A 22,940-nucleotide genomic window follows, 5' to 3' on the forward strand; every position below is an offset into this window, starting at 1 on the left:
ATTCCCTCTCGAAGGAGTTCCGGCCCTTCCGCTTGACCGTCGACAACCAGTCCGGCAAGAGCGTCGACGTGCTGGCGATCTCCATCCGCTCGCGGGACGGTTCGGGAATCGAAGGCGTGAGCTCGCTGGACCGCTTGTCCCGGACTGTGGACAACGGGCGCAAAGCGACGTTCAAGCCGGCGCTGGAGCATGCCGGGGAAGGGTCGATCTACGTGGAGTACCGGATCGGCGGCGACCGCGATTCCGTGAAGACGGTCGTATGCGGGTACACGGAATATGCCAGCGGGTTTTCCACGTTGACGCTCAAGGGGACCGAGGTCCAGCTCGAGCAGAACTGCCATTAGCTGCTAGAGTGCGCATTCAACCGGCTAGGGCGTGTTTGCAGCCTCCGCGTGTTTGCAACCTCCGAAGGAAGCAGATGTTGCCGAATTTTCGTTCCCTGCAAGGAACGTCCCCGCCCGAATCTAACGACTCCTCAGACGCTTAGAACCCCTTTTTCCGCGTCTCCAAATTTTTAACGACGAATCAGACGCTTAGAACCGCCTTTCGCCTGTTTCCGCACGTTTTTTCGACTATTTTGCACGGCTAAGCTCTTCACGCGTCGTTAGATGCTTGAGCCGCCCCATTCGGAGCTTCTAACGATCTGATTCGTCGTCAGCGGCCCTCTCCTTTACACTTCGACTGCAACAGCCGCACGCAAAACCGAGCGCCTCCGGACGGTGCGATTCGCGCAAGTGGGACGATACGGGATTGGGACGATACGCGCGATTGGGACGATGCGTCGGTGTCATGGAATCTCACGGAGCGGAATAGAGCGCAGCTGCAACGGTACCGCTTGCTTCCCGATCGGTCCTTTACAGAGGTGGGCTAAGAAGGCGGCCGCTTCAACTAGATGAACGTGAAAAAGGACAAAGCGAGACGATCTCGCTTTGTCCTTCTTGCCGTGCGGATTGGGAGTACGATTAAAAAAGAGCTTCAAACCACGTTCGGAACATGCCATGCAGATCTCCGACAAGAGCCAGATAAGGCTGCAGCGTCGCTCGATTGAGCGCCGGGATGAAGACGATCAGCAAGAAGATGAGGATGCCCCACTGGGAGTATTGATCGAGCTGGATGCGCGTGCGGCGCGGCAGCAGCTCGTACAGGATGCGATAGCCGTCGAGCGGCGGCAGCGGCAGCAGGTTGAACAGGAACAGCATGCCGTTCAGATAGATGAAGTAGTGCAGGAAGATCGAAAGTGCCTCGACGACGCGATCCGAAGCGCCGAGCAGCAGATCCGTCGAGTTGAAAAGCTGCCATAAAAACGCGCCGACCGCCATCAGCACCAGGTTGCTGAGCGGACCGACGAGCGCGACGACGATGTTCATGAGACGCGGCCGCTTGAAGTTGAGCGGGTTGACCGGCACCGGCTTCGCCCAGCCGAAGCCGGCGATCAGGATCAGGAACGTGCCGAGGAAATCGAGATGCACGGCCGGATTGAGCGTCACCCGGCCTTGCTTGTACGCCGTATCGTCGCCGAACTTGTACGCGGCATAGGCATGCGCGAACTCATGCAGCGTGAACGCGATGATGAGCACGAGCGCGATGAACGGCAGCTCGTCGAGCGGAAAGCGAATGAGGCTTTGCAATCCCTCCATCCGCGCCTACCCTTCGCCTTTCGGCTTCGCCGCCACGAAGGCGATCCATTTGTCCTCGCGGACGCGCTCGACGATCTCGAAGCCCGCGGCGAGCAGCGCCGCGGCGACCGTCTCTTCCTTGTTCTCGTAGATGCCGCTGGCGATGTACGTGCCGCCCGGCTTCAGCGCCGCATAGACGTCGTCGAGGAACAGCAGGATGATCTCGGCGAGGATGTTGGCGACAATCAGGTCGCACGGCACGCGGACGATCAGCGGCTCGTTCACGGCCCGCTCGGCCAGCTCCGCCCGCACCTTGGCCTCGATCGGATTGGACTCGGAGCTCCAGGAGGACGCCTCGCCGCTGCTGATCTTGAGCACGCCGAGCAGATCGCTCTGGAGCGCCTGGATGCGGTCCTCGAGCCCGTTCAGGCGGGCGTTCTCGATCGCGCTCGAGACGGCGACCGGGTCGAGGTCGACCGCGAGCACGCGGCTCGCGCCGAGCTTGACCGCTCCGATCGCCAGAATGCCGGAGCCGGTGCCGACGTCGATGACCTCGTCGCCCTCGCGGACCGTGGACTCCAGCGCGCGCAGGCAGAGCGACGTCGTCGGATGCGTGCCGGTGCCGAACGCCATGCCGGGATCGATCTCGATGACCAGCTCCTCCGAGGTCGCCTCGTACTCTTCCCAGGTCGGCTTGATCGTCAGCCGCTCCGAGACGCGGATCGGCTTGAAATACTGCTTCCAGGCGGTCGCCCAGTCGTTCTCGTCGACCGTCACGACCGAGATGTCGGCCGGCCCGGGGTCGATCTCGTACGTCCGCAGCTCTTCGATGCGGGGACGGACCGCCTTCACATGCGCGTCCATGTCCTCGTCTTCGTTGAAGTAGCCCTTGATGACGACGAAGCCCTCCGGGATGTCGTTCAGCGGCAGCTCGTACCACTGCCCGAAGCTCAGGTCGCGCCGCCGCTCCAGCGAGCCGGACTCCTCGATCGACACGCCTCCCGCTCCCTGCTCATGCAGGAAATTGGAAATCATCTCGACCGCTTCCTCGGTCGTATAGATCGTCAGTTCATGGTATTTCATCGGTGCAGCCCCACTCCTCTTCGCCTACTGGCTTATCCCGTCTATCTTACACCAGATCGGAGAGGGGTTTCAAAATGCGAGCGCCTCAGCAGCTGGAACGGATTGGCTCCGGTCCCTTTGCCGGAAGGCATCGCTCCGGGCACTCCGTCGGACTCGAGCAGCGGAACGACGATCTGCTTGAGCGGCCACTCCTCGCTTTCGAAAATGGCGCGCTCGAGGCGGCCTCGATCCTGCTCCGGCAGCCCGGCAGCGGCGAATGCCTTGCGCCAGGCGCTCTCGGTCGAGCGCCACAGCCGCCGCTCCGGAATGCCGTATGCGGCGGCCAGCGATTCCAGGATGGACGCCAGATTGACTTGCGTGCCGAGCGACTGCACATAAAAGATCAGCTTTTCCGGCGTCTCGTTGTACAGGCTGTTGGAGTAGCCGGGACGGATGCGGTAGAGCGGGTCGCCGATGCCGTGCCGCTCGAGATAAGCCGGATGCAGCCGCACGGAGTCGTGGTCGCGGAACAGCAGGCCGTGCGGACGATTGCCGCTCAGCACCAGGCAGCAGTTCTGGCCGTGGATCTCCGGCACGATGCCGATCTTGAACAGGCGCATGACGATGTCGTAGAACAGCTCGGCCGTTTCTTCGTAGAAGGCGGCCGCTTCCTCCGCGGATACGTCCTTTCCGAGCAGCTCCGAGAGGAAATGGCCCTCCTTCCTCTGCACGCCGAGCGATGCCATCGGCACGGCTCTGCGGCCCTCGGCCAGCGCCTCCGCCGGCAGCTTGCGGATCTGCGCGGCGAGATGGCGGGGGCGGTCGTCGAACAGCCCCATCGGCTCCGGCAAGAACCCCCACCAGTTGCGCTCCTCGCACAAGAAGACGCGGTCCGCCAGCGCCGCGTCCCGGGCGAGCGCCTCGCGGAACATCCGCTCGCCCGCCAGTCCGTTCAGCAGCTTGACGACCGGCAAGTAGCGGGCGGCGCCGAGCGACAGGACGCTGAGCGGCAGCTTGAGCATCCGCTCCGGATCGTCCGGCGAGGCGAACGTCCGGATCGAGGAGGTCGCGAGGAAGCGGCCCGCCTCGACGTCCAGCACGACGATCGTCCCGTCGGCTATCTCGTCTCCGAATTCGGGCTTGATCTTGTGCTCCAGCTGCCAAGGATGAACGGGCAGCGCCATGTAGCCGGCTTCCGACAGCCGCCTGTGCGCCAGCTCGGCCTCCACAGCGGCTCTTTCCCGCCCGTCGAGCAGATCGAGCGGCTCGGCCTCGTCCGCCAGGCTGCCCCGCTGGATGCTCTCCTGCTTGACCGCGACCCAGCGCATCGCGGCCGGCCGGCCGAACTCGGCCATGCAGGCGGCGTAGTCTTCATCCGACAAGCCGATTTTGGCCTTGGCGAGAGGGTGGAACGGACGGTCGCGCAGCGAAGCGATCCTCTCGCCTTTAAGCAGCCAGGCAAACGGCGTCTGCGGCGCGAAGCCGAGCGGCTCAGCCGTCCGTTCCAAGCTCAGCTCCAGCTGGCGAGCCGCGATGTCGAGCCCTTCCAGAAATTCGCTCGTCCCGCGCCTGGCGAACGCCTCCGGCGACAGGACGGCCCGGAACACGGCCTCGCATGCTTCCCGCGGCGAGGCCGTCTGCCTCCAGCCGCCTTCCCCGTTTCGGACATAGACCGGAGAAGCCGCATCCCACACATGCCGCTGCCGGATGCCCGGCTCGAACAGGAACCGGAGCGCTCCGTCATAGACGAGCGAGCTGCCGCTTCCGTTGAACAGCGGCGCCAGCTCCGGCCGAGCGGCGAGCGGGCCCGCGACGCGGTCATCGAGCGGAATGAGCTCCTCGAACAGCAGCGCATCCATCAGATCCTTCATGATCTGACGCTGCGCCTCGCTGCCCTCGATCGGAACCTTGGCCGTCTGCATCATCGTTTCCCCCTGTCAAATAGTGAAATTCCGGATGCGGATGACCTAAAAAATCATGATGCGAGATCGTCCAGCAGTAGGCTCCGGACTGCTCGAGCACGACCACGTCGCCGACCCGCAGCCTCTCTACGGAAGCGTCCGCATGCAGCCGGTCCTTCGGCGTGCACAGCTCGCCGGCGATCGTGACCAGCCCGCCCTCCACGGAGGGGCGCTCGAACGGATAGGGCCAGCGCTCCGAGCTCACGACATGGAACGGATGGTCATGCCCCCAGGAAGCAGGCAGCCGGTTGTGATGCGTCCCGCCCCGCACGACGGCGAAATGCCGTCCGTGCGAGCTCTTGATGTCGACGACCTCGGCAGCGTAGCAGCCGTAGTTCGCGACGATGAACCGGCCCGGCTCGAAAAACAGCTCCGTTTCTCCTAGACGGTCCTCGATGCCCCGCTCCCGCAGCAGGCCGGTGAACCGCTCCCAGTCGAAGCCCGGCGTCCCGTCGTACGTCACGCCGAAGCCGCCGCCGGCATTGAGGACGCGGATGTCGAGCCCGCGCGCCTTCCACTCCTCGGCTTTGGCCACGTACAGCTCGATCATGGCGGCATGCAGCTCGGCATCCGGATTGTTCGACAAGGAGTGGAAATGAAGTCCGCGGCAGAGGACGAACCGATTGTCCGGCGAACGGAGCAGGGCGAGCGCCTCCTCCAGATGCGATTCGTCCATTCCGAACGGACTCGGCCGTCCGCCCATGACAATCGCGGTCTGCGGCAGCTGCCCCGAGCTCAGGTTGACCCGCAGCAGCACCTCGACCGGCTGCCTCCGGCGGGCGGCGATCCAGATGATCTTGCGCAGCTCGAGCAGGCTCTCGACATGGAGATAGGCCACGCCGAGCTCCAGCGCCGCCTCCAGCTCGGCATCCTTCTTGCCCGGCCCGCCGAACAGGATGCGCGCCTCTGCGGACACCTCCCGCACTCGCCGCAGCTCCCCGATCGAAGCGACCTCGAAGCCGGCGACGACCGGCAGCAGCGCCTCGATCAGGCGCGGATCGGGATTCGCCTTGATCGCGTAGAACAGCTTGCCTTGACGCGGCAAGCCGGGCAGCAGGGACGAGGCATGCCGCCGGATGCCTTCGAGATCGTACACATAGGCGCAGACCGGATCGCTCTTCTGCCGCTGCCATTGCTGGATCAGCGCCTCCACTTGCCGCTTCATGAGCTCATCTCCGTTCCTGCCGCATAGTCCGCCTTCTTTTGCGCGTAGGCCCGAAACGCGGTGTTGCGGTCGTCGCCGAGCACGAAAATGCGCACGCCGCGCTCGCTCCACCGCCGATGGCCGTCCTTGCCACGCAGTACGGCCGCATAAGGGACGCCGCAAGCGACGGCGGCGGCATGCAGCTGGTCCAGCGCCGCCGCGACCGCCGGATGCTCGGTCTGCCACGGCACCCCGAGCGACTGCGAAAGGTCCGCCGCCCCCTCCAGCACAAAATCGACATGCGGAGCGCTCAAGATGTCCATGCTGCGGCGGACGCCCTCCGCGCTCTCGATCATCGGCACGATCATCAGCTCCTCGTTCGCCCGGACGATATAGTCGGTCAGCGGGTATTTGGCGAAATCGCCTGGACGGCCGCTGTTCAGGCTGCGCCTGCCGACCGGATGATAAAAGGCGTGCCGAACCGCCTCCTCCAGCTGCTCCGGCGCTTCCACGGCCGGGATGACGATTCCTTGGGCGCCGCAGTCGAGCGCCTTGAGGATCTCGATCCGATCCACCGCGGATATGCGGACGAGCGGCGTCAGATCGTGCAGCTCCGCCGCCCTCACCATATCCTCGACGGTCTCCCAATTCGTCGAGGCATGCTCCAGGTCGATGATGACGAAGTCGTAGTCCGCGCGACCGATCAGCTCCACGACGATCGGATGGGGAATCGAGACGAACAGTCCGCATGCCTGCTGCCCTTCCCGCAGCTTGGCCTTCAGCCGGTTCGGCCTCATGTCCCGAGCTCTTCTCTCGCCTGGCGAAGCGGGTTCGGAGCGGCGCGGAAGTACAGCTCGCCGTCGCCGTAAATGCGACGCTTCGTCATTTCCTCGATCCGCGCGTCATCTCCGAACAGGTCGAACATCCGGTATCGCTCCGCATGCTCCGGATGCCGGCGCTGATAGTCGGCGATCGCTTGCGCGACGCTTCTCCAAAACTCGCTCTCGCTCAGGCCGAATTCCTCCAGCGCCCAGCAGAGATCGGTCATGCAGATGAAAAAGAACGCATCATAGGCGTAATCGCGCACATCCTCCGCCGTCTGCGCCTGCAGGAACGAATAGCGGTTGAACTTGCGATGCGTCTCCGGCTCGGGATGCAGCGCCGGCTGCCAATCCGGCCGCAGCAGCTTGTCCGGGACGTAGCGCACCCCGTCATGCAGATCCTTTACGATGATCCGCTTGGGCAGCAGATCCTCCACGACGAGGATGATGTTCTGCGCATGGGATTCGAGAGCGATGCCATGGGCATACAGCAGATGCGCGATCGGCACGACGGCCGCCGCGATGAGCCGGCGGCTCCACCGCTCCACGCCGTGGCGCTCGATCGCTTCCCGGAGAAACGGCTCGCCGTTCTTCTGGCGCAGCAGCGCTGCGTTGAGCGGCCAGGCCTCCTCGCCCGGCTGCAGATGCTGTGACACATTTTGCCGAAAGATCGCTCCAAGCGTGCCGTAGGCGGTCCGATACTGCAGCGGCGGAAGCGCGTCGTAGCGGAACGATACGCCTCCCTCCTCCTTCAGCAGCCCGAACCCGGCGGCCTGCAGCACTTCGTCGCTGCTCGCGATGCGCTCCAGCCAGGCGCTGACGAGCGGAGCGTTCTGCGTCGTATGATGGGCCAGGATGCGGCTCGTCGACGTATTCGTCAGGCTCAGCGAAAGCTTGACATAGGAGGCATCCGTCCGCTCCCGGCTCGCCAGCGTGCGGATCGACTGCTGCGCCCGATAGCGGCCCTCCGCCGCGCCGAGCGGAACGATGTCGCCGCTTGCCAGCTGCTCGGCGAATACGTTCGGCAGCATGTTCTCGAGCTGCCAGGGATGGACGGGCACAAACGCGTAGCTCTTGTCCGAAGCGCCGCGCTCGCTCAGCGCGAGGGCGAACCGGCTCCTGTCGCCGGCCGTCAGATGCCGATCGTACAGCTCCTCCAGGGAGCGTCCCGGATAAAGCGCCGCATCGAGCAAGGCGGCGTTGACGGCGACCCATTGCAGCTGGATCGGCCGGTCGAATTCGGGTCCGTACTTCTCGTTGTCCTCCAGGCTGAAGCCAAGCCGCGACTTGTAGCTCGGATGATACGGATGCCCGTCCGCCATATGGCTCTCCAGCGCTTCATAGCGCCGCTCCGCGGCCGGAATTCGCTCGGCCTGCGCCGCTCTCGACTGGCTGTCCTTGACAAACGTCTCCGTCAGCTCGTGGAGGAAGCCGCTCAACCGGGATCCTTCCAGCCGATGCTGCAGCACCTCCTCCAGAAAGAGGTACAGGCTGAAGTCCGCCGCTCCTTCGCGGCGGATCGAGTTCGGGACGAGCCGGATCCGCCCGAAGCTCCGCTTCACATCCGCTTCGAACGAGTACCGGACCGCCGAGCCGTCCTCCTTGCGCCCGAGCAGCGTCCACTCTCTCCCGTCCCGCTGCGCCTGCAGCACTCCTTCGAACAAAAGAGCCTGCAGCGTCTGGCGCATCACTCTGTCCGCCACCTCGCCGGCGACGATCTCTGCTCTAGACAAGCTGCTTGTCTGCCGCATCCGCTACACTCCTTATCCGTCTCATTAAATTGTCTACCGGCACATAAGCCGGCGTCTCGCTCGTTCCGGCCAGGCAGCTCGCCATGTTCCGCTTGGCGAGGAACGTGTCCGCCGTCAGCAGATGCCGGACGAACGGCAGCTCGCCGCCCTTTCGCTCCAGCTCCCGCTCGAGAACGTCGCGGACGATTGCCCAGAACGATTTCTCGCTGCTGCACGTCGACGCGGACAGGGCGTGGATGAAGGAGCCGAGATGATTGACGATGAAATAATAGCTCGTGCGCGCCCAGGCGTCTTTTGTCTCATAAAAGAGCGGCCCTTGCGCGCCGGGGGCGGCGAGGCCGCGATCGACGCTCACGCCCTCCAGATCCCGGATCACGAACGAGCGGGGCATTCCGTCGCGGATGGAAAGCAGCGTATTTTGCAGATGGGCCTCGAAATGGATGCCCTTCTCCTCCGCGGCGCGCACGATCGGCAGCAGCGAGAGGTCCAAATACCGGCGGAACCACGCCTCCGCCTGCCCGCTGTCGATCAGCGAGGCCAGCAGCGGCTTGTCATCCCCGGCCTTCGTCTCGATCAGGCTGGACATGACGAACGTGCAGGAGGGATCGAACTCGATCGGGCGGTACGCGACCGCGAGCAGCGCGGTCAGCTCCTCCCGCGGCATCCGGCAGGCCGCGATTCCTTCCTCGTACGCCACCTGCGTATGAGGCTCTTGCTCGAAGCAGCCGCTTTGCAGCAAGTAGGACGCGGCATCCATCGTCCGTCGCATCTGCTCCCTCGTATTGACCCTCTTCATATTGGTGATCTGGACATCCAGCGCCAGCTTGATGTTGCAGCGCATCTCCGGCACATAGACAGTCCGCACCGACGAGGTCGGATGACAGAGCGGGCCGCACGGACCGAGAGGCACGATCTGGCGCTCCCGCACATACTCGCCCGTTTCCTCCAGCGACAGCACATGCTCGTACTGCCACGGATGGACCGGCAGCAGCCGGTAAAGCGAGGCCGATGCTCCAAGCTCCAGCGAAGCTTGCTCGACCGCTTGGAGCGGATCTGCGATGCGGGGCTTGCCCCCGATCCATTCCTCCTCGAACTTGTCGCTGCGCACCGCCATGTAGCACAGCCGGAACGAAGCCTTCAGCTCCGGACTGTAGCGCCGGACATCCGCCTCGCTAAAGCCGAGCACGCTTTTGGGAAACGGATGGAACGGATGTCCGTGCAGCAGCGACTGTTCGGAGGTGAGATAGCCGTCGGGCAGCGCCGACTCCGGCTGGCTCATGAACAGCGCCAGCGTCTGCCGGCTGCCCGCGACTTGCTGCAGGAACCGCTCCTGCAGGCGTCGATCGAGCGATGGAGCTTCCGCCGCCATCTCCTGCGCGATCCATCGCGCCAGCTCGGCGCTGTCGAGCGGCCGTCCGTCGTGCAGGAAGCTTTTGTACCGGTGCTCGCCGATGGCCGACCGGCGGACGAGCTTGCCGGCGAGCGTAATGCCGCTGGCCGGAAACGTTACCGAGTAGTCCAGCTCCGGCGTGACGAAAAACCGGGATGCTTGGCCGAACTCCCGGATATAACAGTTCAACAAGGTTCTGCATGTATGCCGGTTTGCCTCATTCTGGGCGTCATGCTGCCGATTCCCGAGCAATGACATCGACCTTCTTTCTTAGAATCGTCCGCAGCAGGGCGAATCGCCGGTTCGCGCCCCTAGACGGCCACTCGGCTCGCTTCAACGGCTTCGACGACCGACTTCTCGAAAATCTCCAGCACCGCGGCCGTCTCCTCCTCGGTAATCGTAAGCGGCGGCAGGAAGCGGAGCACGGCGGAACGCCTGCCGCCGGACTCGACGATCAAACCGTTCTGGAAGCATCGTTCCTGGATGCGCTCAGCGAGCTCCCCGCTCGGCGGATGATGGCCCAGCCCGTCCTTGGGCAGGCTCGGATCGACCATCTCCACGCCGATCATCAGCCCTCTCCCGCGGACGTCTCCGATCTCCTCGTACCGTGCCTTCAACCGTTCGAGCGCCTCAAAAAACTGCTTGCTGCGCTCGTTCACCTGATCCAGCACCCGGTGCTCCCGCATGTAGGCCAGCGTCGCCAGGCCCGCCGCCATGCCGAGCTGGTTGCCGCGGAACGTTCCGGTGTGGGCTCCCGCCTGCCAGCAGTCCAGCTCTTCCTTGTAGATGACGACCGACATCGGCAGGCTGCCGCCGATCGCTTTGGAACAGACGATCACATCGGGCACGATGCCGGCATGCTCGAATGAGAACATCTTGCCGGTCCGGCCGATGCCGGTCTGCACCTCGTCGATGATGAGCGGGATGCCCCGTTCGGCTGTCATGCGGCGCAGCTGCCGGAGCCACTCCAGATCGGCCGGGATCGATCCCCCTTCTCCCTGGACCGTTTCGACGATCACCCCGCACGGATCGGCGATGCCGCTCTCGCAGTCGTCCAGCAGATGCTCGATATAGTGGGCGCTGATGCGCGCCGTCATTCCGTTGCCGACGCCGAACGGGCAGCGGTACTCGTACGGGAAGGGAAGGAAGTGCACGTCGGGCAGCAGGCTGCGGAGCCTGCTTTTTTTGCTCAGGTTGCCGCTCATCGCCATCGTCCCTTGAGTCGATCCATGATAGCCCCCTTGAAAGGCCAGGATCGCTCCTCCGCCCGTCGCATGCTTGACCAGCTTGATGGCCGCTTCGACCGCATCCGCTCCCGTCGGCCCGCAAAACTGGATTTTGGCCGTATCCCGCATCTCCTCCGGCAGCAGCAGGAAAAGCTCGCTCATGAAGCGGACTTTGAGCGGAGTCGCCAGGTCCAGCGCATGCAGCGGAATCTGCTCGTCGAGCGCGCTGCGGATCGCTTCGACGACGACATCGGGATTATGGCCGAGAGCGAGCGTTCCTGCGCCCGCCAGGCAGTCGTAATAGGTTTTGCCTTCCAAGTCGGTGAGCAGGACGCCCTTTGCTTTCTGAATGACGAGCGGGAAGCGGCGAGGGTAGGATCTCGCCTGCGACTCCCGGTCGGCTTGCAGCCGCAAGTATTGTTGCTGCGTGCGGTCGGACATGAAGATCCCTCCTATTCTTCGAATAAATAGTCCAGGTAGATTCGGAATACGTCGATCGAATCGCCCGTCAGGAAAAGATGCGGATCAATCAGATCCGGCAGCGCGTTGACTTCTAGAATCCCTCCGTTTTCCGCCTCCAGCGGCGATGCAATGTCCTTGCAGCGAATATCGATGCCGGCGACGTCGAGCTCCAAAGCGCTCGCGGCCCGGGCGGCCGCCTCCGCTAGATGCGGATGGCAGTCGGCGGAGCGGTCCAGCACGATTTCGCGGATCGAATCCGCAGCGAGAGTCGAGTCCGGATAAAGCTCCAGCCTCTCCTCCTGGCCGAGCACGCTTGCCGGCCCGAGACCGCAGGCCCGCAGCCGCTCCATCACCGGCGCCGAGCCGAGATCGACCGGCTGGTAGGAGCCCTCTTGCCGATCGCCGGTCCGCGCCAGCTGAGCTTCATTCAGACGGCTCACGAGCTGCTCGATCGTCGCTTCTCCGTCGCCGATCAGGAAGGCCGGCACGTATTCCAGCACGCCGACGACGCGTCCTCCGATGACGACGATGCGGACGTCGGTGCCTTCCACATATTTCTGCAGCATCGCTTTGCCGCTATGCCGGAGCGCGCTCGCGACCGCTTCCTCGAGCTGAGCCCCGTCGGCGACGCGAAGCGTCACGCCGACGCTGTTGCTCGCATCCAGCGGCTTCACGACGATCGGACGATTTTCCGCCAGGAAGCGGGCGGCCTCTTCGCCATGGCCGGATACGACGACATAGTTCGGCACGGCAAGCCCATGGCGCCTGAGCAGCAGATTGGACGCCTCTTTGTTTTTCGCCAGCAGGCCCGCCATCAGCTTCATGCGATGCGATCGGGTCCGGTTCACGATCCGTTTTTTGCCCTGGCGCTCCAGCTCCAGAAATTCCTCGCTTCCTTCGAGAAGCGGCCGGCATGCTATGCCCATCTCCAATGCTTTCTGGTGAATGAAGCGATTTTGCGCGTTTTGATAACAGATATCCATCAAGCCCGCTCCTTCCCCATCGGCTGCATCTTATTGATAATGATTGATAATGATTTTCAATATCAAAAGACATAATCAGCATAAATCCGACCTCTGAAATTGTCAATATAGGAATAAAATACTAAAAAACGCCCTGCTGGTGAAAAAAGCAGGACGTTTTTCATAGTTGCCGGGTGCTTACATCACGCCGGAAGGCTGATGGTTGATTTTAGGACAGGTGGGGCAATAATCCTCGGGGTCATCGGAAGCCAGGTAATAGAAGCAGCATGTCTTGCGGATGCGGATCGGCTCCTCCGATGCGACCGTCGCCACCTTAGGACCATAATAGCGTCCGAGCGGGTTTTTTTTCTCTCCGAACAGATGCGGCGGGGCTTCGACCAGATAGGCCAGGTCGCTGCGGACGATCGCTTGCCGCTCCTCGTCGAGGCCTTCCAGGAAACGGTTTTCATAAAGCCAGAACACATAGATCGCGGCATTTTCCCAAAGCACCGCCTTGGATACCGGGACATAGGCGGAAATGGCGTTCCAGGCCCGGCTGATGTTATCCGCAAAAACAGAGGCGACGATCCGCTCTCGCCAAGCCTCTCTCTTCCCGGCCTCCGGCCGGTTCGCTTCCCATTTTTCGAGACGGATCCGAGGCAGCCAGGCGCTGCCTCTCCATACGGATTCGATATGGGCGTTCTCGATGGAATAGTCCAGTCCCTTGTCCATGGCGCTCATCGCGTACAAGCTGGAGGCGATCGTCAGGTAGCTGTATCGCTTGGCGAACAAGGAAGCGTTGGCCGCGATCGTCTGCCCTTCGAACACCTCCCCCGCCCGGCCGATATAGCCCAGGCACTTGTCGCGATCCAGCAGATCGAGCGCCGGCATGGAGAGACGCCTGTCCTCCGACGGCTCCAGCGCCAGACGGAATTCCTCCGTCAGCAGATCGATCTCATGCCGTTCATAATCGAAGCCCATCATCGCCCTCCTGACCAAATGTCATGCGCCGAGCCTCCGGCCCTTGCCATGGGGCACGCATAGCGGCGTGCCGTACAGCGGATCTTCGATCACATCCGCCTGCAGGTTGAATACCGCTTGAATCATGTCCGACGTCACGACGTCCTCCGGCTTGCCCTGCACATAGACGGCCTGATCGCGAAGCGCGACCAGATGATGGGCATAACGGCAAGCCAGATTCAGATCATGCAGCACCGCGACGATCGTGCGCCCCTCCTCGACGTTCAGCCGGTAGAGCAGATCGAGCACCTCGATCTGATGCGTGACGTCCAAATAAGTGGTCGGCTCGTCCAAAAGGACGATGTCGGTGCCTTGAGCCAGCACCATCGCGATCCAGGCGCGCTGCCGCTGTCCGCCCGACAAGGAATCGACCGCGCGGTTGGCCAAGCCCGCCAGGCCGGTCGTCTCCAGCGCCCGGCTGACCTCACGCTCGTCTTCCTTGGACCATTGCTGCAGCCAAGACTGATACGGATAGCGGCCTTGCTTGACCAGCTGCAGCACGGTCAGCCCCTCGGGCGCGGTCGGCCCTTGCGGCAGCAGCGCCATCCGCTGCGCGACGGCTTTGGTCGGCAGCCGGGCGATGCTGGCTCCTTCCAGCAAGACGGTCCCCTGATAAGGCTTCAGCAAGCGGGCCATCGTGCGCAGCAGAGTGGACTTGCCGCAGCCGTTGCTGCCGATGAGGGCGGTGAACTTGCCCTTGTCGATCGTCAGGTTCATATCGGCAAAAATGGAGGTGTCTCCGTAGCGGACGGACAGTCCTTGCGTTTCCAGAGCATGCATGCGGCTCAGCTCCCCGCCCTTTATTTACCATTCACTTTAAGCGAGCTCCCCCTCCTTGTCAATGAGAATGATTATCAAAAAAAACATTGCGAACCTGTTCCGTCTCGCCTAAAATGGATTCGGATGCCAGTTCGACCATTGATTTCATCTCAAGGAGGAACCCCATTGCTTTCCCGAATTCGATTGCTCATCCTAACCGCGGTCCTCGCGGCAGCATCGCTCCTGGCCAGCTGCAGCGCTTCGTCGGACCGCTATATCGACTCCCCCGCGTCTCCTGCTCCTGCGAGCTCGGAGCCGGCGGAGCCGCAGCCGAGCGAGCCGGCCGACGCGTCGGCAAGCGACAAGCCCGCGCCATCGGCGAGCCCTGCAGCGAGTCCCGCCGCGGATTCGACCGCATCCACGGAGCCGGCGCCCTCACCTTCCGCTTCTGCTTCTCCTTCCGCTTCTCCGTCGCCGGCTCCCGTCAAGAAGAAGGCCGAGCCTCCAAAAGCGGCGACGTCTAAAAAAGACAACGAGTCCGTCAACAAGGCCGCCGCCGGCTCCATCCTGAACAAAAGCGACAGCTCCGCCGCTGACGCCTCCGCCGGCTCCGCCGAGCTGAGCAAGTCTGTCGAGGAGGCGCGCGCTCAGGTCAAGCAGCTGAAGCAGGATGTCGAGGAGCAGGACGACGCCAAGATCCGTTCGACGGCCGCCAAGCTAAAAGCCGCCTGGACGAGCGTCGAGCCGGACGCGCGTGCAAGCTACGCCGAGGCCGCCGCCCTGATCCAGGAGAAGATGGACGGGCTGGATGAGCTGATCGGCGCCGACACGCTCGATTACGACTCCCTGCTGCGGCTGGACTACGAGCTGTACCAGACGTTCCGCCAGCTGGCCGATCAAGCCGCTCCGCGCTAGCCTGACGCGGAGCTTGCCGCCCCATATGGAAGCAGCTTAGTCATTTTTCCATTTTATCCTTGACAAGTTTATCCACTGGCTCGATAATGATAATCGTTATCAATATAGGTCCAGCAACCAACCGAAAGGCAGGTCTTGTTTTCCATGATAAAGCTTCGTTTTCGCTCCATCGCTTTAGCGCTTTCCCTCTTTGTCGCGGCCGTTTCCATTCCCGCGACCGGCACGGCCGCAGCCGCCCCGATCCAGGTCAAAGTGGACGGCTCCACGCTTCGCTTCGACGTCCCTCCCCAAATCATCAACGGAACGACGATGGTCCCTTACAGCGCGATCGTCTCCAAGATCGGCGCCAAGCTGAGCCTCGACTCGCAGACCAAAACGCTTAAAGTCAGCCGCGGCGCGAAGTCCGTCCAGCTGAAGCTCGGCAGCAGCCAGGCTGCGGTGGACGGAAAAACCGTGACGCTCGGCGCCAAGGTCGTCGAGAAGGACGGCCGCACGCTCGTCCCTCTCCGCTTCCTGGGCGAAGCCTTCGGCCTCTGGGTGAACTGGAACGGCAGCTCCAAGACGGCATCGATCGAGACGAAGCGGACGATCCAGCATGCCATGGGCGAAACGACGTTGACTTCCGTTCCGAAACGCGTCGTCGTGCTGTTCAACGGAATGGTCGACATCTCGCTCACCCTCGGCGTGAAGCCTGTCGGAGCGGTCGAATCGTGGGTCCAGCAGCCGTGGTACCACTATCTGAGATCCGACATGAGCGGGGTCAAAAGCCTCGGCACCGAGCTCCAGCCGAACCTGGAGGCGATCGTCGCCCTGAAGCCCGACCTGATCATCGGAGCCAAGACGCGGCATGAGAAGATCTACGGCCAGCTCAGCAAGATCGCCCCGACCGTATTCGCGGACCAGCTGTTCGAGTGGAAGTCCAACATGGAATTCGTGTCGAAAGCGCTGAACAAAGAAAGCGTCTATGACGCGTTCATGAGCGACTGGAACAAAAAGGTCGCCACCTTCAAAGCCAAAGTCGGCAGCGCCAGCAAGAACGAGGTGTCCATCGTCCGCTTCTACGACGACAACAGCGCCCGCATCTACAATACCGGCTTCGCCGGCGACATCCTGAAGGAGCTCGGCCTGAGCCGTCCGAAAGTCCAGACGGAAAGCGGAAAGGTGTTCCTGGACGTCGCTTCGCAGGAGCAGATTCCGCTCATGGACGGCGACATCATCTTCGACATCACCTCCAGCAATCACGGCGGAGAAGAATTCAAGACGCAGGAAGAATGGCAGAAAAACGCTCTGTGGACCAATCTGAGAGCAGTGAAAAACAACAAGTACTACAAGGTCAACGATATTACATGGAATATGTCCGGCGGCGCCACCGCCGCAAAAATGATGCTCGACGACTTGTACTTCTACTATGACATTTAACCGGATTCAACTCCTGCTCGAGAAAAAGCAGCGATACTCAAAAGAATGGGCGAATCCGCCCATTCTTTTGCATGTCGCGGAACTGGGGCCGCTGCCATGAACCTCTCCTCCAACCGGTCGAAAGCGGCCGGACTCGCGCTCGGAGCGCTCCTTCTCCTGGGCTGCCTGCTGCTGAGCCTGGCCTACGGATTCACGGCGATTCCCGTCAAGGACGTCGTGCGTTCGTTCCTTCACTTCGACGAAAGCTCGAACGCCCATATCATCGTGCAGACCTCGCGCGTCCCGCGGGCGCTGACGGCCGCCGCAGTCGGAGCATGCCTCGCGGTCAGCGGCACGCTCATCCAGGGCCTGACGAGGAATCCGCTCGCCGACGCGAGCATACTCGGCATCAATTATGGCGCGTCCTTCGCCATCGTGCTGGCCGTGACGCTGCTGTCGGTCTCTTCCTTGCCGCTGCTGACGCTGCTCTCCTTCTCCGGAGCGGCCATCGCCGCTGCCGCCGTCTACGCGCTCGGATCGCTCGGCAAGGACGGGCTGACGCCGCTCAAGATCATTCTCGCCGGCGCCGCGCTCGGCGCGTTGTTCTCGTCGTTTACCCAAGGCATGCTCGTGCTGGACGAGCAAGGACTGAACGAGGTCATCTTCTGGCTGACCGGCTCGGTCGCCGGGCGCTCCTTCGACATGCTGAAGGCCGTCCTGCCGGTCATGGGCTGCGGCTGGGCAGGCTCGCTGCTGCTCGCGCGCCATATGAACGTGCTGACGATGGGCGACGATGCCGCGCAAGGCCTCGGCCAGCGGACGGCGTTCGTGAAGCTCGGCACCGGCCTCGTCATCGTCGCGCTCGCCGGAAGCTCGGTCGCGGTCGCCGGGCCGATCGGCTTCATCGGACTCGTCATTCCCGTCATCGCCCGCTTCTTCTCCGGCAACGACTATCGCTGGATGGTGCCTTACAGCGCCGTGCTGGGAGCGATCCTCGTCGTCGCGGCGGATGTGGCCGGGCGCTTCATCATCCAGCCGGAAGAGCTCCCCGTCGGCGTCATGACCGCCATGATCGGCATCCCCGCCTTCATCGCCATTGCAAGAAAAGGGGGAATCGAACGATGAAGCCGCTCAAGCCCGTTCGCTTCGAACGGCTCCCGATCTCGTTTTTCCTCGACCCGAAAGCATTGGCCTTGACGATCGGGCTCGCCGTCGCCTGCGTCGCCGCGATGCTGCTTTCCGCCGGACTCGGCGACATGCGCCTGCATCCGCTGGAGGTGATCCGGGCGCTGTTCGGATTCGGCACGGAGGAGCATCGGCTGGTCGTCCAGGAGCTCCGGCTGCCCCGCATCGCGGCAGCCTTTCTCGTCGGGGCGTCGCTGGCTGTCGCGGGCGCGATCCTGCAAGGCATCATCCGCAATCCGCTCGCCTCTCCCGACATCATCGGCATTACGAGCGGGGCGACGCTGGCGGCTGTCCTTTTCATCAGCGTCCTCAGCAGCACCGTCAGCATCGTCTGGCTGCCGCTTGCGGCTATGCTCGGAGCAGGCTGCACGTCCCTGCTCGTTTATTTTCTCGCCTGGAAGCAAGGCGTGACGCCGATCCGTCTCGTGCTCGTCGGGATCGGAATCAACTTTCTGCTCGGCTCGACGACCAAGGTCATCCTGCTCAAAAGTCCCATGTATACCTCTTCCCAAGCATTCGTCTGGATTACAGGCTCGGTGTACGGCTCCGATTGGGGCATCGTCCTGCTCATCCTGCCCTGGGCGGCGGCGTTCATCCCGCTGGCCTTCGTTTATTCGCGGCAGGTCAACATCCTCCAGCTCGGCGACGACATGGCGGCGGGAGCCGGCAGCCGGGTCGGCCGCCAGCGCTTCCTCCTGCTGATGCTGAGCGTGGCGCTTGCGGGAGCCGCCGTATCGGTCGGAGGCGCGATCTCCTTCATCGGCTTGATCGCTCCCCATATGGCGCGCAAGCTCGTCGGCTCCTCCTTCGGCAGCATGATGCCGATCTCCGCGTTGATCGGCGGCTTGATCGTCGTCGCCAGCGACACGATCGCCCGCACGCTGTTCCTTCCCTACGACATTCCGGTCGGCGTGTTCACTGCCGGCGTCGGAGCGCCTTTTTTCATTTATTTGCTGTATCGCAGCCGAAATGCCTGATCAGAAAAGGAGATGCCCCAAGCCGCGCTTGGGGCATCTCCTTTGATTTACAGCGAAGCTCGCTCCCGCGCCAGGAACGCCTCGATCTCGTCCCTGGACGGGATCGAGGCCTGGGCTCCCGGCCGCGTGACGGCGATCGCCGCCGCAGCGGCGGCGAACCGCAGCGCCGCCTCCGTATCGGTCCCGGCGGCGGAGGCGGCGGCGAACGCGCCGATGAACGTATCCCCCGCCGCCGTCGTATCGACCGCCTCCACCGCATAGGCGGGCACGGACAGCCGCTCCCCGGCCGCATCCGCGCACAAGCAGCCCTGCTCGCCGAGCGTGACGACGACGCGGCGAGCGCCGCGCGCCAACAGCTCGGCCGCGGCCCGGTCCGGCACCGGCAGCCCGCTGACGGCGGCCGCCTCCGTCTCGTTGACGATGATCGTATCGAGCAGCGGCAGCAGCTCGGCCGGAACCTCCCGCGCCGGAGCCGGGTTCAGCCAGACGCGCACGCCGGCCTCGCCGGCCGACCGGATGAGCGCTTCGTTCGTCTCCCACGGAATCTCGTTCTGGAGCAGCACGGCGTAGACGCCGCGCCAGTCCGCCTCGGCGAGCGCGTCCTCGGCCGTCAGCAGGCCGTTTGCTCCAGCCGACAGCACGATATGGTTCTCTCCGCCCTCGTTGACGGTGATGATCGCCAGTCCCGACGTCCCGTCCTTGGTCAGCACCGATTGCACGCCGACGCCGGCATCCTCCAGCGAGGCGACCAGCGCGTCGCCGAACGGATCGCCGCCGACCGCTCCGAGCATCGAGCAGGCCGCTCCCGCCTTGGCTGCCGCCGCGGCTTGGTTGGCGCCCTTGCCGCCCGGATGATACGACGTGCCGCGTCCGGAGATCGTCTCGCCTGGCTCGGGAAATCGAGCGACGCGGCTGACGATATCCATGTTGATGCTGCCGGCGACGAGGATCCGGCTCCCGCCGGACGCCTGCCGGCTCAAGGCCGCCCCTTGGCGGAACCCGTCCGCACCGATACGCGGCTGATCGCCCGCTCGCCGCCATCGAGGCAGGCGAAGCCGAACATGCCGTAGCCGAACGAGTCGTCGCGGCACTCCAGCACCGTTTTGCCGTCGATCTCGAGCTTGAACGCATCCTGCTCGGCGACCAGCCTCATCCGGTACTCGCGGCCGAGCTCCCAGTCGAACTTCGCCGTGATGAGCCGGCTCGTCCCGAAGTCCTGCTTGATGAACGACACGGTGTTCGGCCCGTCGAAGCCGGCCAAATAGTGGCGCTTGACGCCCTGGGCGCGGACGGCCAGCAGATGGCTCGTTCCTTCCAGCGGCTGCACCGTCGCCTCCACCGAGAGATCGCGCTCGTAATAGTTGCCCGAGAACGAAGCCGCGTCGCTCTGTGCCCGGCCGATCATGCGCCCGCCCTCCAGCCTCCACTCGCCCCGATGATGCGCGAACGGCGTAATCGAGCCGAACTCCTTGGCCTGCTTGGCGAAGTCGATCTCATAGGCCGCCGCTCCGGCGACTCCGAAGCGCCCGATGTACAGGCTGCCGAGCGCCCGGTCCGTGAGCGGCGACGGACTTTCCAGCACCCAGCCGATCTCGTCGATGAGCGCTCCATCCGTATCGGGCAGGACGAACGACAGCTCGTTCCAAGCCCCGTTCTCCAGCGGGCGCGGCTCCAGCAGCAGCTCCTCTTTCGTGGCCGAGTTCCGCACATAAGGCGTCAGGACGATCGGCTCTCCTTCCCACTGATCGACATAAACGGAGGCGGACGCCGTCTGCCCGCTGACCGCCAGCGGAGCGAACGTGGGCTTGTACTTCTCGTCGTTGAACTCCTCCCGGCGATAGAACGGCTTCCAATAAATATGGCTGCGGTCCCCGGCGACGAGACGGTCGAAGACGATTTCCAGCGAGCCTCCACCAGGCTGCAGCGCCTGGTGGACGGAGTGGCGGACGACCGGCGTCTTGAACGGATTGGAGGTGCGGAAGCCGTGCGTCGAGCCCGGCAAGCCGAAGTCGAACTGCACGTCGCCCGGCCTGAAGCTGTCGGCCAGCTGCTGCGGAGCCTCTTCTCCGTTCAGCCGATAGCCGAGCAGCGCCAGCTCCTTGGCAAACGTCGGGAAGTCGACGACATTGAGGTAGCCCGACACGCTGGAGGCGACGATGAAATCGTTGATCGGGGCGCGGTAATGCGCCGGTATGCCGTCGAGGCCGGCGAATGCGCCGAGGATGGAGCCGACGTTGCCGGCGTTGCAATCCGTATCCCAGCCGCACATCGAGGCGATCTCCACGGTGCGAGCGAAGTCGCCGCCGCCGTAGAGCAGCGCGAGCGCGCATACGCCGGCGTTGGGGATGATATGGCAGACCCCGCCATACTTGTCGTAGCCCCAGCGGTCCTCGAGATGCTGGCGGCATGCCGCCCAGTCGTCCGGATGGTCGCGGTGGAAGTCCAGCACGGCATGGACGACGCGCGCATAGGTCGACTCCGCCGGTATTTGCCGCAATCCGGCGGCGACGATGTCCGCGATTGAAGCCGCTCCGAACGCCGCCGCGATCGCGGCCGCCATGAAGCGGGCTCCGTAAAGGCCGTTGCCGTCATGAGAGACGCTCGCGGCCTTCTCCGCGTAGTCCGCCGCCCGCTCCGGATCGCCGGGAAAAAGCAGTCCCCAAGAGTCGATGAAGATCTGGCCGCCGATCTGCTCGGCCATCTCCAGCCCGTTCGTCTCGATGGAGCCCGACGCCGGCGCGGCCATGCCTTTGCTCAGGTTGACATACGCCCGATGCTCGGTGCTGATGTCCTCGCCGCCCCACCAGAACATGCCGATGCCCTCGCGCGCATAATTGAGCCAGGCGCGGCCGACATCCTCGGCCGTCAGCTCTCTGCCCTTGGCGTCGTCGTACAGCGCGCGGATGAAAAACACCGGGCCGTTGGCGTCGTCGTCCGCCGCGAACGTCCGATACGGCTTGACGTAGCCGCGGATATCTCCGTATACGTCCCGGATGCGCTCGTACGTCCAGGCGACCGGCTCGATCGGGGCGCCGAGTCGGATGCCGACGTTCATGCCGATGAAGCTGGCGTACACCGTTTCCAGATAGCGGTTCGGAATCATCGCCGCGCCTCCTCTCCCAAGCAGCCGATGCCGGCCAGCAGCTGCCGCCGCGTCGCGGCCGCCTCCATGTCCTGCCGGATGATGGCCGCGGCCGTCTCGGCGAACCGGTCGGCGATGTCCAGCAGGTCGAGCCGGTTGACCCGGTCGAGCTGCTCGATGTCTCCCGGCTCGATGACCTCCGCGCCGTGCATCGCGCCGAGGATGACGCCGGCCATGACGCCGATGGAGTCGGTATCCCGGCCCGAGTTGATGCCGTCGAGGATCGAGCGGTAATAGTCGCCCTCGTTCAGCACGATATAGGCGAGCGCGAGCGGCAACTCCTCGATCGAGCGCAGCCGGCTCGGCGTGTAGTGGTCGCTCGGCACGCCGACCTTGTCGATATGCCGGCTGACGTCGTCGCCCATCGGCGAGTACTTGGCGATGATGCGGTGGAACACGGCGACGACGGCATCGCGGTCGTCCCGCCGGGCGCGCAGGCTGCGCGCCGCGGCCGCCAGCTCCTCGATCGCCGCTCTCGTCCCGTCCTTGGCCAAAGACAGCGCCGTGCCGACGATGTCGTCGACCGTCGCCCCCGGCTCGAACGCCTTGGCGACGCAGGCCGCCAGCACGCCGGCCGCCTCCAGGCCGTAGCTGCTCTGATGGCCCATGGCGAATAGGATCGCCTCGTCGTAGGCGCCTTTGGGATTGCCGGCGTTGACGACGCCGATCGGGGCGATGTACATCGCCGCCCCGCAGTTCACCATGTTGCCGAGGCCGCCTTCGCGCGGCTCGGCGTTCGCCAGCACATGGCGCAGGAAGATCTGCTTTTCCGGGTAGAACAAGCGGTCCATGATGAACGTCTCGCGGTCCAGCTCAGGCACGAACGTCTTGCGGAAAGCGATCTCTTTGACGAACTCGCGGCCCATGTCATAGGCGTCCAGATGCCGTCCCTCGGCCTGGTACGTCCGGATCAGCGCGTTCGTCATCAGCGTATCGTCGGTGACGATGCCGTCGCCGCGCACCCGGCCGAGCCGCATGTCCTCGGGCAGGTCCATCTTATGCCATCTCGTCATCAGCGACTCGACCCGGCCGTATCTCGACTTGATCTCCCCGTACGTCAGCTTCTCGACCGGAGCGCCCATGGCGTCTCCGAGAGCGGTCGAGACGACCACTCCTCTTACCCGACTGCGAAATGAAGTCATGGCTGCA

General features: G+C 63.9%; 19 protein-coding genes. 5 read left to right on the forward strand and 14 right to left on the reverse strand.

Annotation, left to right across the window (positions count from 1 at the left end; genetic code table 11):
- Positions 1–32 precede the first annotated feature (32 nt).
- Positions 33–344, forward strand: coding sequence for a hypothetical protein (locus NYE40_RS15215; protein WP_028597076.1), 312 nt, complete (start codon positions 33–35; stop codon positions 342–344).
- 618 nt (positions 345–962) lie between these two features.
- Here the strand turns inward: NYE40_RS15215 and NYE40_RS15220 are convergent.
- The 11 genes from NYE40_RS15220 to NYE40_RS15270 all read right to left on the reverse strand — a co-directional run bounded on the left by NYE40_RS15220 (position 963) and on the right by NYE40_RS15270 (position 14,195).
- A complete protein-coding gene (locus tag NYE40_RS15220; RefSeq protein WP_028597077.1) occupies positions 963–1,637 on the reverse strand; it encodes a site-2 protease family protein in 675 nt (224 codons plus the stop codon).
- Positions 1,638–1,643: 6 nt separating this feature from the next.
- Positions 1,644–2,699, reverse strand: a complete 1,056-nt coding sequence (gene prmA / locus NYE40_RS15225; protein ID WP_028597078.1) for a 50S ribosomal protein L11 methyltransferase — start codon at positions 2,697–2,699, stop codon at positions 1,644–1,646.
- 41 nt (positions 2,700–2,740) lie between these two features.
- Entirely contained in the window at positions 2,741–4,603 is a 1,863-nt protein-coding gene (locus tag NYE40_RS15230; protein WP_240478898.1) for an IucA/IucC family protein, read from the reverse strand.
- Positions 4,497–5,804 carry a type III PLP-dependent enzyme gene (locus NYE40_RS15235; RefSeq protein WP_101807784.1) on the reverse strand — a complete coding sequence of 436 codons (1,308 nt, stop codon included), beginning with the start codon at positions 5,802–5,804 and terminating at the stop codon, positions 4,497–4,499. Before NYE40_RS15235 ends, NYE40_RS15230 begins: the two co-directional genes overlap by 107 nt.
- Positions 5,801–6,580, reverse strand: a complete 780-nt coding sequence (locus NYE40_RS15240; protein ID WP_028597079.1) for an aldolase/citrate lyase family protein — start codon at positions 6,578–6,580, stop codon at positions 5,801–5,803. The genes NYE40_RS15235 and NYE40_RS15240 overlap by 4 nt, the downstream gene beginning before the upstream one ends.
- On the reverse strand, positions 6,577–8,355 hold the full coding sequence (locus NYE40_RS15245; protein ID WP_028597080.1) for an IucA/IucC family protein: 1,779 nt from the start codon (positions 8,353–8,355) through the stop codon (positions 6,577–6,579). Before NYE40_RS15245 ends, NYE40_RS15240 begins: the two co-directional genes overlap by 4 nt.
- Positions 8,330–9,934 carry an IucA/IucC family protein gene (locus NYE40_RS15250; protein WP_228551570.1) on the reverse strand — a complete coding sequence of 535 codons (1,605 nt, stop codon included), beginning with the start codon at positions 9,932–9,934 and terminating at the stop codon, positions 8,330–8,332. Before NYE40_RS15250 ends, NYE40_RS15245 begins: the two co-directional genes overlap by 26 nt.
- A 122-nt stretch (positions 9,935–10,056) precedes the next feature.
- On the reverse strand, positions 10,057–11,412 hold the full coding sequence (locus NYE40_RS15255) for a diaminobutyrate--2-oxoglutarate transaminase (protein ID WP_028597082.1): 1,356 nt from the start codon (positions 11,410–11,412) through the stop codon (positions 10,057–10,059).
- A gap of 11 nt (positions 11,413–11,423) precedes the next feature.
- Complete coding sequence (locus tag NYE40_RS15260; RefSeq protein ID WP_164820145.1) at positions 11,424–12,359, reverse strand: hypothetical protein; 936 nt, start codon at positions 12,357–12,359, stop codon at positions 11,424–11,426.
- Between the two features lie 234 nt (positions 12,360–12,593).
- A complete protein-coding gene (locus NYE40_RS15265) occupies positions 12,594–13,379 on the reverse strand; it encodes an IucA/IucC family C-terminal-domain containing protein (protein WP_084136494.1) in 786 nt (261 codons plus the stop codon).
- A gap of 18 nt (positions 13,380–13,397) precedes the next feature.
- On the reverse strand, positions 13,398–14,195 hold the full coding sequence (locus NYE40_RS15270) for an ABC transporter ATP-binding protein (protein ID WP_028597085.1): 798 nt from the start codon (positions 14,193–14,195) through the stop codon (positions 13,398–13,400).
- Positions 14,196–14,360: 165 nt separating this feature from the next.
- On the opposite strand from NYE40_RS15270, the gene NYE40_RS15275 reads away from it, so the two are divergent.
- The 4 genes from NYE40_RS15275 to NYE40_RS15290 all read left to right on the forward strand — a co-directional run bounded on the left by NYE40_RS15275 (position 14,361) and on the right by NYE40_RS15290 (position 18,649).
- Positions 14,361–15,089, forward strand: a complete 729-nt coding sequence (locus NYE40_RS15275) for a hypothetical protein (RefSeq protein ID WP_127464469.1) — start codon at positions 14,361–14,363, stop codon at positions 15,087–15,089.
- Positions 15,090–15,233: 144 nt separating this feature from the next.
- Positions 15,234–16,508: a stalk domain-containing protein gene (locus tag NYE40_RS15280; RefSeq protein ID WP_052332859.1), complete on the forward strand. Its 1,275-nt coding sequence runs from the start codon at positions 15,234–15,236 to the stop codon at positions 16,506–16,508.
- Between the two features lie 96 nt (positions 16,509–16,604).
- Positions 16,605–17,612, forward strand: a complete 1,008-nt coding sequence (locus NYE40_RS15285; protein WP_028597087.1) for an iron ABC transporter permease — start codon at positions 16,605–16,607, stop codon at positions 17,610–17,612.
- Positions 17,609–18,649: an iron ABC transporter permease gene (locus NYE40_RS15290; RefSeq protein WP_339278619.1), complete on the forward strand. Its 1,041-nt coding sequence runs from the start codon at positions 17,609–17,611 to the stop codon at positions 18,647–18,649. The genes NYE40_RS15285 and NYE40_RS15290 overlap by 4 nt, the downstream gene beginning before the upstream one ends.
- Positions 18,650–18,696: 47 nt before the next feature.
- Here the strand turns inward: NYE40_RS15290 and rbsK are convergent, their stop codons facing one another.
- Genes rbsK through NYE40_RS15305 form a run of 3 tightly spaced genes read right to left on the reverse strand, consistent with a single transcriptional unit; the run spans position 18,697 to position 22,933 of the window.
- Positions 18,697–19,629: a ribokinase gene (gene rbsK, locus NYE40_RS15295; RefSeq protein WP_339278620.1), complete on the reverse strand. Its 933-nt coding sequence runs from the start codon at positions 19,627–19,629 to the stop codon at positions 18,697–18,699.
- Entirely contained in the window at positions 19,626–21,752 is a 2,127-nt protein-coding gene (locus tag NYE40_RS15300; protein ID WP_339278621.1) for an ADP-ribosylglycohydrolase family protein, read from the reverse strand. Before NYE40_RS15300 ends, rbsK begins: the two co-directional genes overlap by 4 nt.
- On the reverse strand, positions 21,749–22,933 hold the full coding sequence (locus NYE40_RS15305) for an ADP-ribosylglycohydrolase family protein (RefSeq protein WP_339278622.1): 1,185 nt from the start codon (positions 22,931–22,933) through the stop codon (positions 21,749–21,751). Before NYE40_RS15305 ends, NYE40_RS15300 begins: the two co-directional genes overlap by 4 nt.
- Between the last annotated feature and the right edge of the window lie 7 nt (positions 22,934–22,940).

Source organism: Paenibacillus sp. FSL W8-1187 (genome assembly GCF_037965485.1).
GTDB classification, from domain to species: domain Bacteria; phylum Bacillota; class Bacilli; order Paenibacillales; family Paenibacillaceae; genus Paenibacillus_O; species Paenibacillus_O pasadenensis.

Excerpts from the sequence above, each read along its gene's own strand:
- prmA (WP_028597078.1), bottom strand. The coding sequence starts at position 2,699 with ATGAAATACCATGAACTGACGATCTATACGACCGAGGAAGCGGTCGAG.
- NYE40_RS15235 (WP_101807784.1), bottom strand. The coding sequence starts at position 5,804 with ATGAAGCGGCAAGTGGAGGCGCTGATCCAGCAATGGCAGCGGCAGAAG.
- NYE40_RS15300 (WP_339278621.1), bottom strand. The coding sequence starts at position 21,752 with ATGATTCCGAACCGCTATCTGGAAACGGTGTACGCCAGCTTCATCGGC.
- NYE40_RS15230 (WP_240478898.1), bottom strand. The coding sequence starts at position 4,603 with ATGATGCAGACGGCCAAGGTTCCGATCGAGGGCAGCGAGGCGCAGCGT.
- NYE40_RS15265 (WP_084136494.1), bottom strand. The coding sequence starts at position 13,379 with ATGATGGGCTTCGATTATGAACGGCATGAGATCGATCTGCTGACGGAG.
- NYE40_RS15305 (WP_339278622.1), bottom strand. The coding sequence starts at position 22,933 with ATGACTTCATTTCGCAGTCGGGTAAGAGGAGTGGTCGTCTCGACCGCT.
- NYE40_RS15285 (WP_028597087.1), top strand. The coding sequence starts at position 16,605 with ATGAACCTCTCCTCCAACCGGTCGAAAGCGGCCGGACTCGCGCTCGGA.
- NYE40_RS15245 (WP_028597080.1), bottom strand. The coding sequence starts at position 8,355 with ATGCGGCAGACAAGCAGCTTGTCTAGAGCAGAGATCGTCGCCGGCGAG.
- NYE40_RS15260 (WP_164820145.1), bottom strand. The coding sequence starts at position 12,359 with ATGGGCATAGCATGCCGGCCGCTTCTCGAAGGAAGCGAGGAATTTCTG.
- NYE40_RS15220 (WP_028597077.1), bottom strand. The coding sequence starts at position 1,637 with ATGGAGGGATTGCAAAGCCTCATTCGCTTTCCGCTCGACGAGCTGCCG.
- NYE40_RS15290 (WP_339278619.1), top strand. The coding sequence starts at position 17,609 with ATGAAGCCGCTCAAGCCCGTTCGCTTCGAACGGCTCCCGATCTCGTTT.
- NYE40_RS15255 (WP_028597082.1), bottom strand. The coding sequence starts at position 11,412 with ATGTCCGACCGCACGCAGCAACAATACTTGCGGCTGCAAGCCGACCGG.
- NYE40_RS15240 (WP_028597079.1), bottom strand. The coding sequence starts at position 6,580 with ATGAGGCCGAACCGGCTGAAGGCCAAGCTGCGGGAAGGGCAGCAGGCA.
- NYE40_RS15280 (WP_052332859.1), top strand. The coding sequence starts at position 15,234 with ATGATAAAGCTTCGTTTTCGCTCCATCGCTTTAGCGCTTTCCCTCTTT.
- NYE40_RS15270 (WP_028597085.1), bottom strand. The coding sequence starts at position 14,195 with ATGCATGCTCTGGAAACGCAAGGACTGTCCGTCCGCTACGGAGACACC.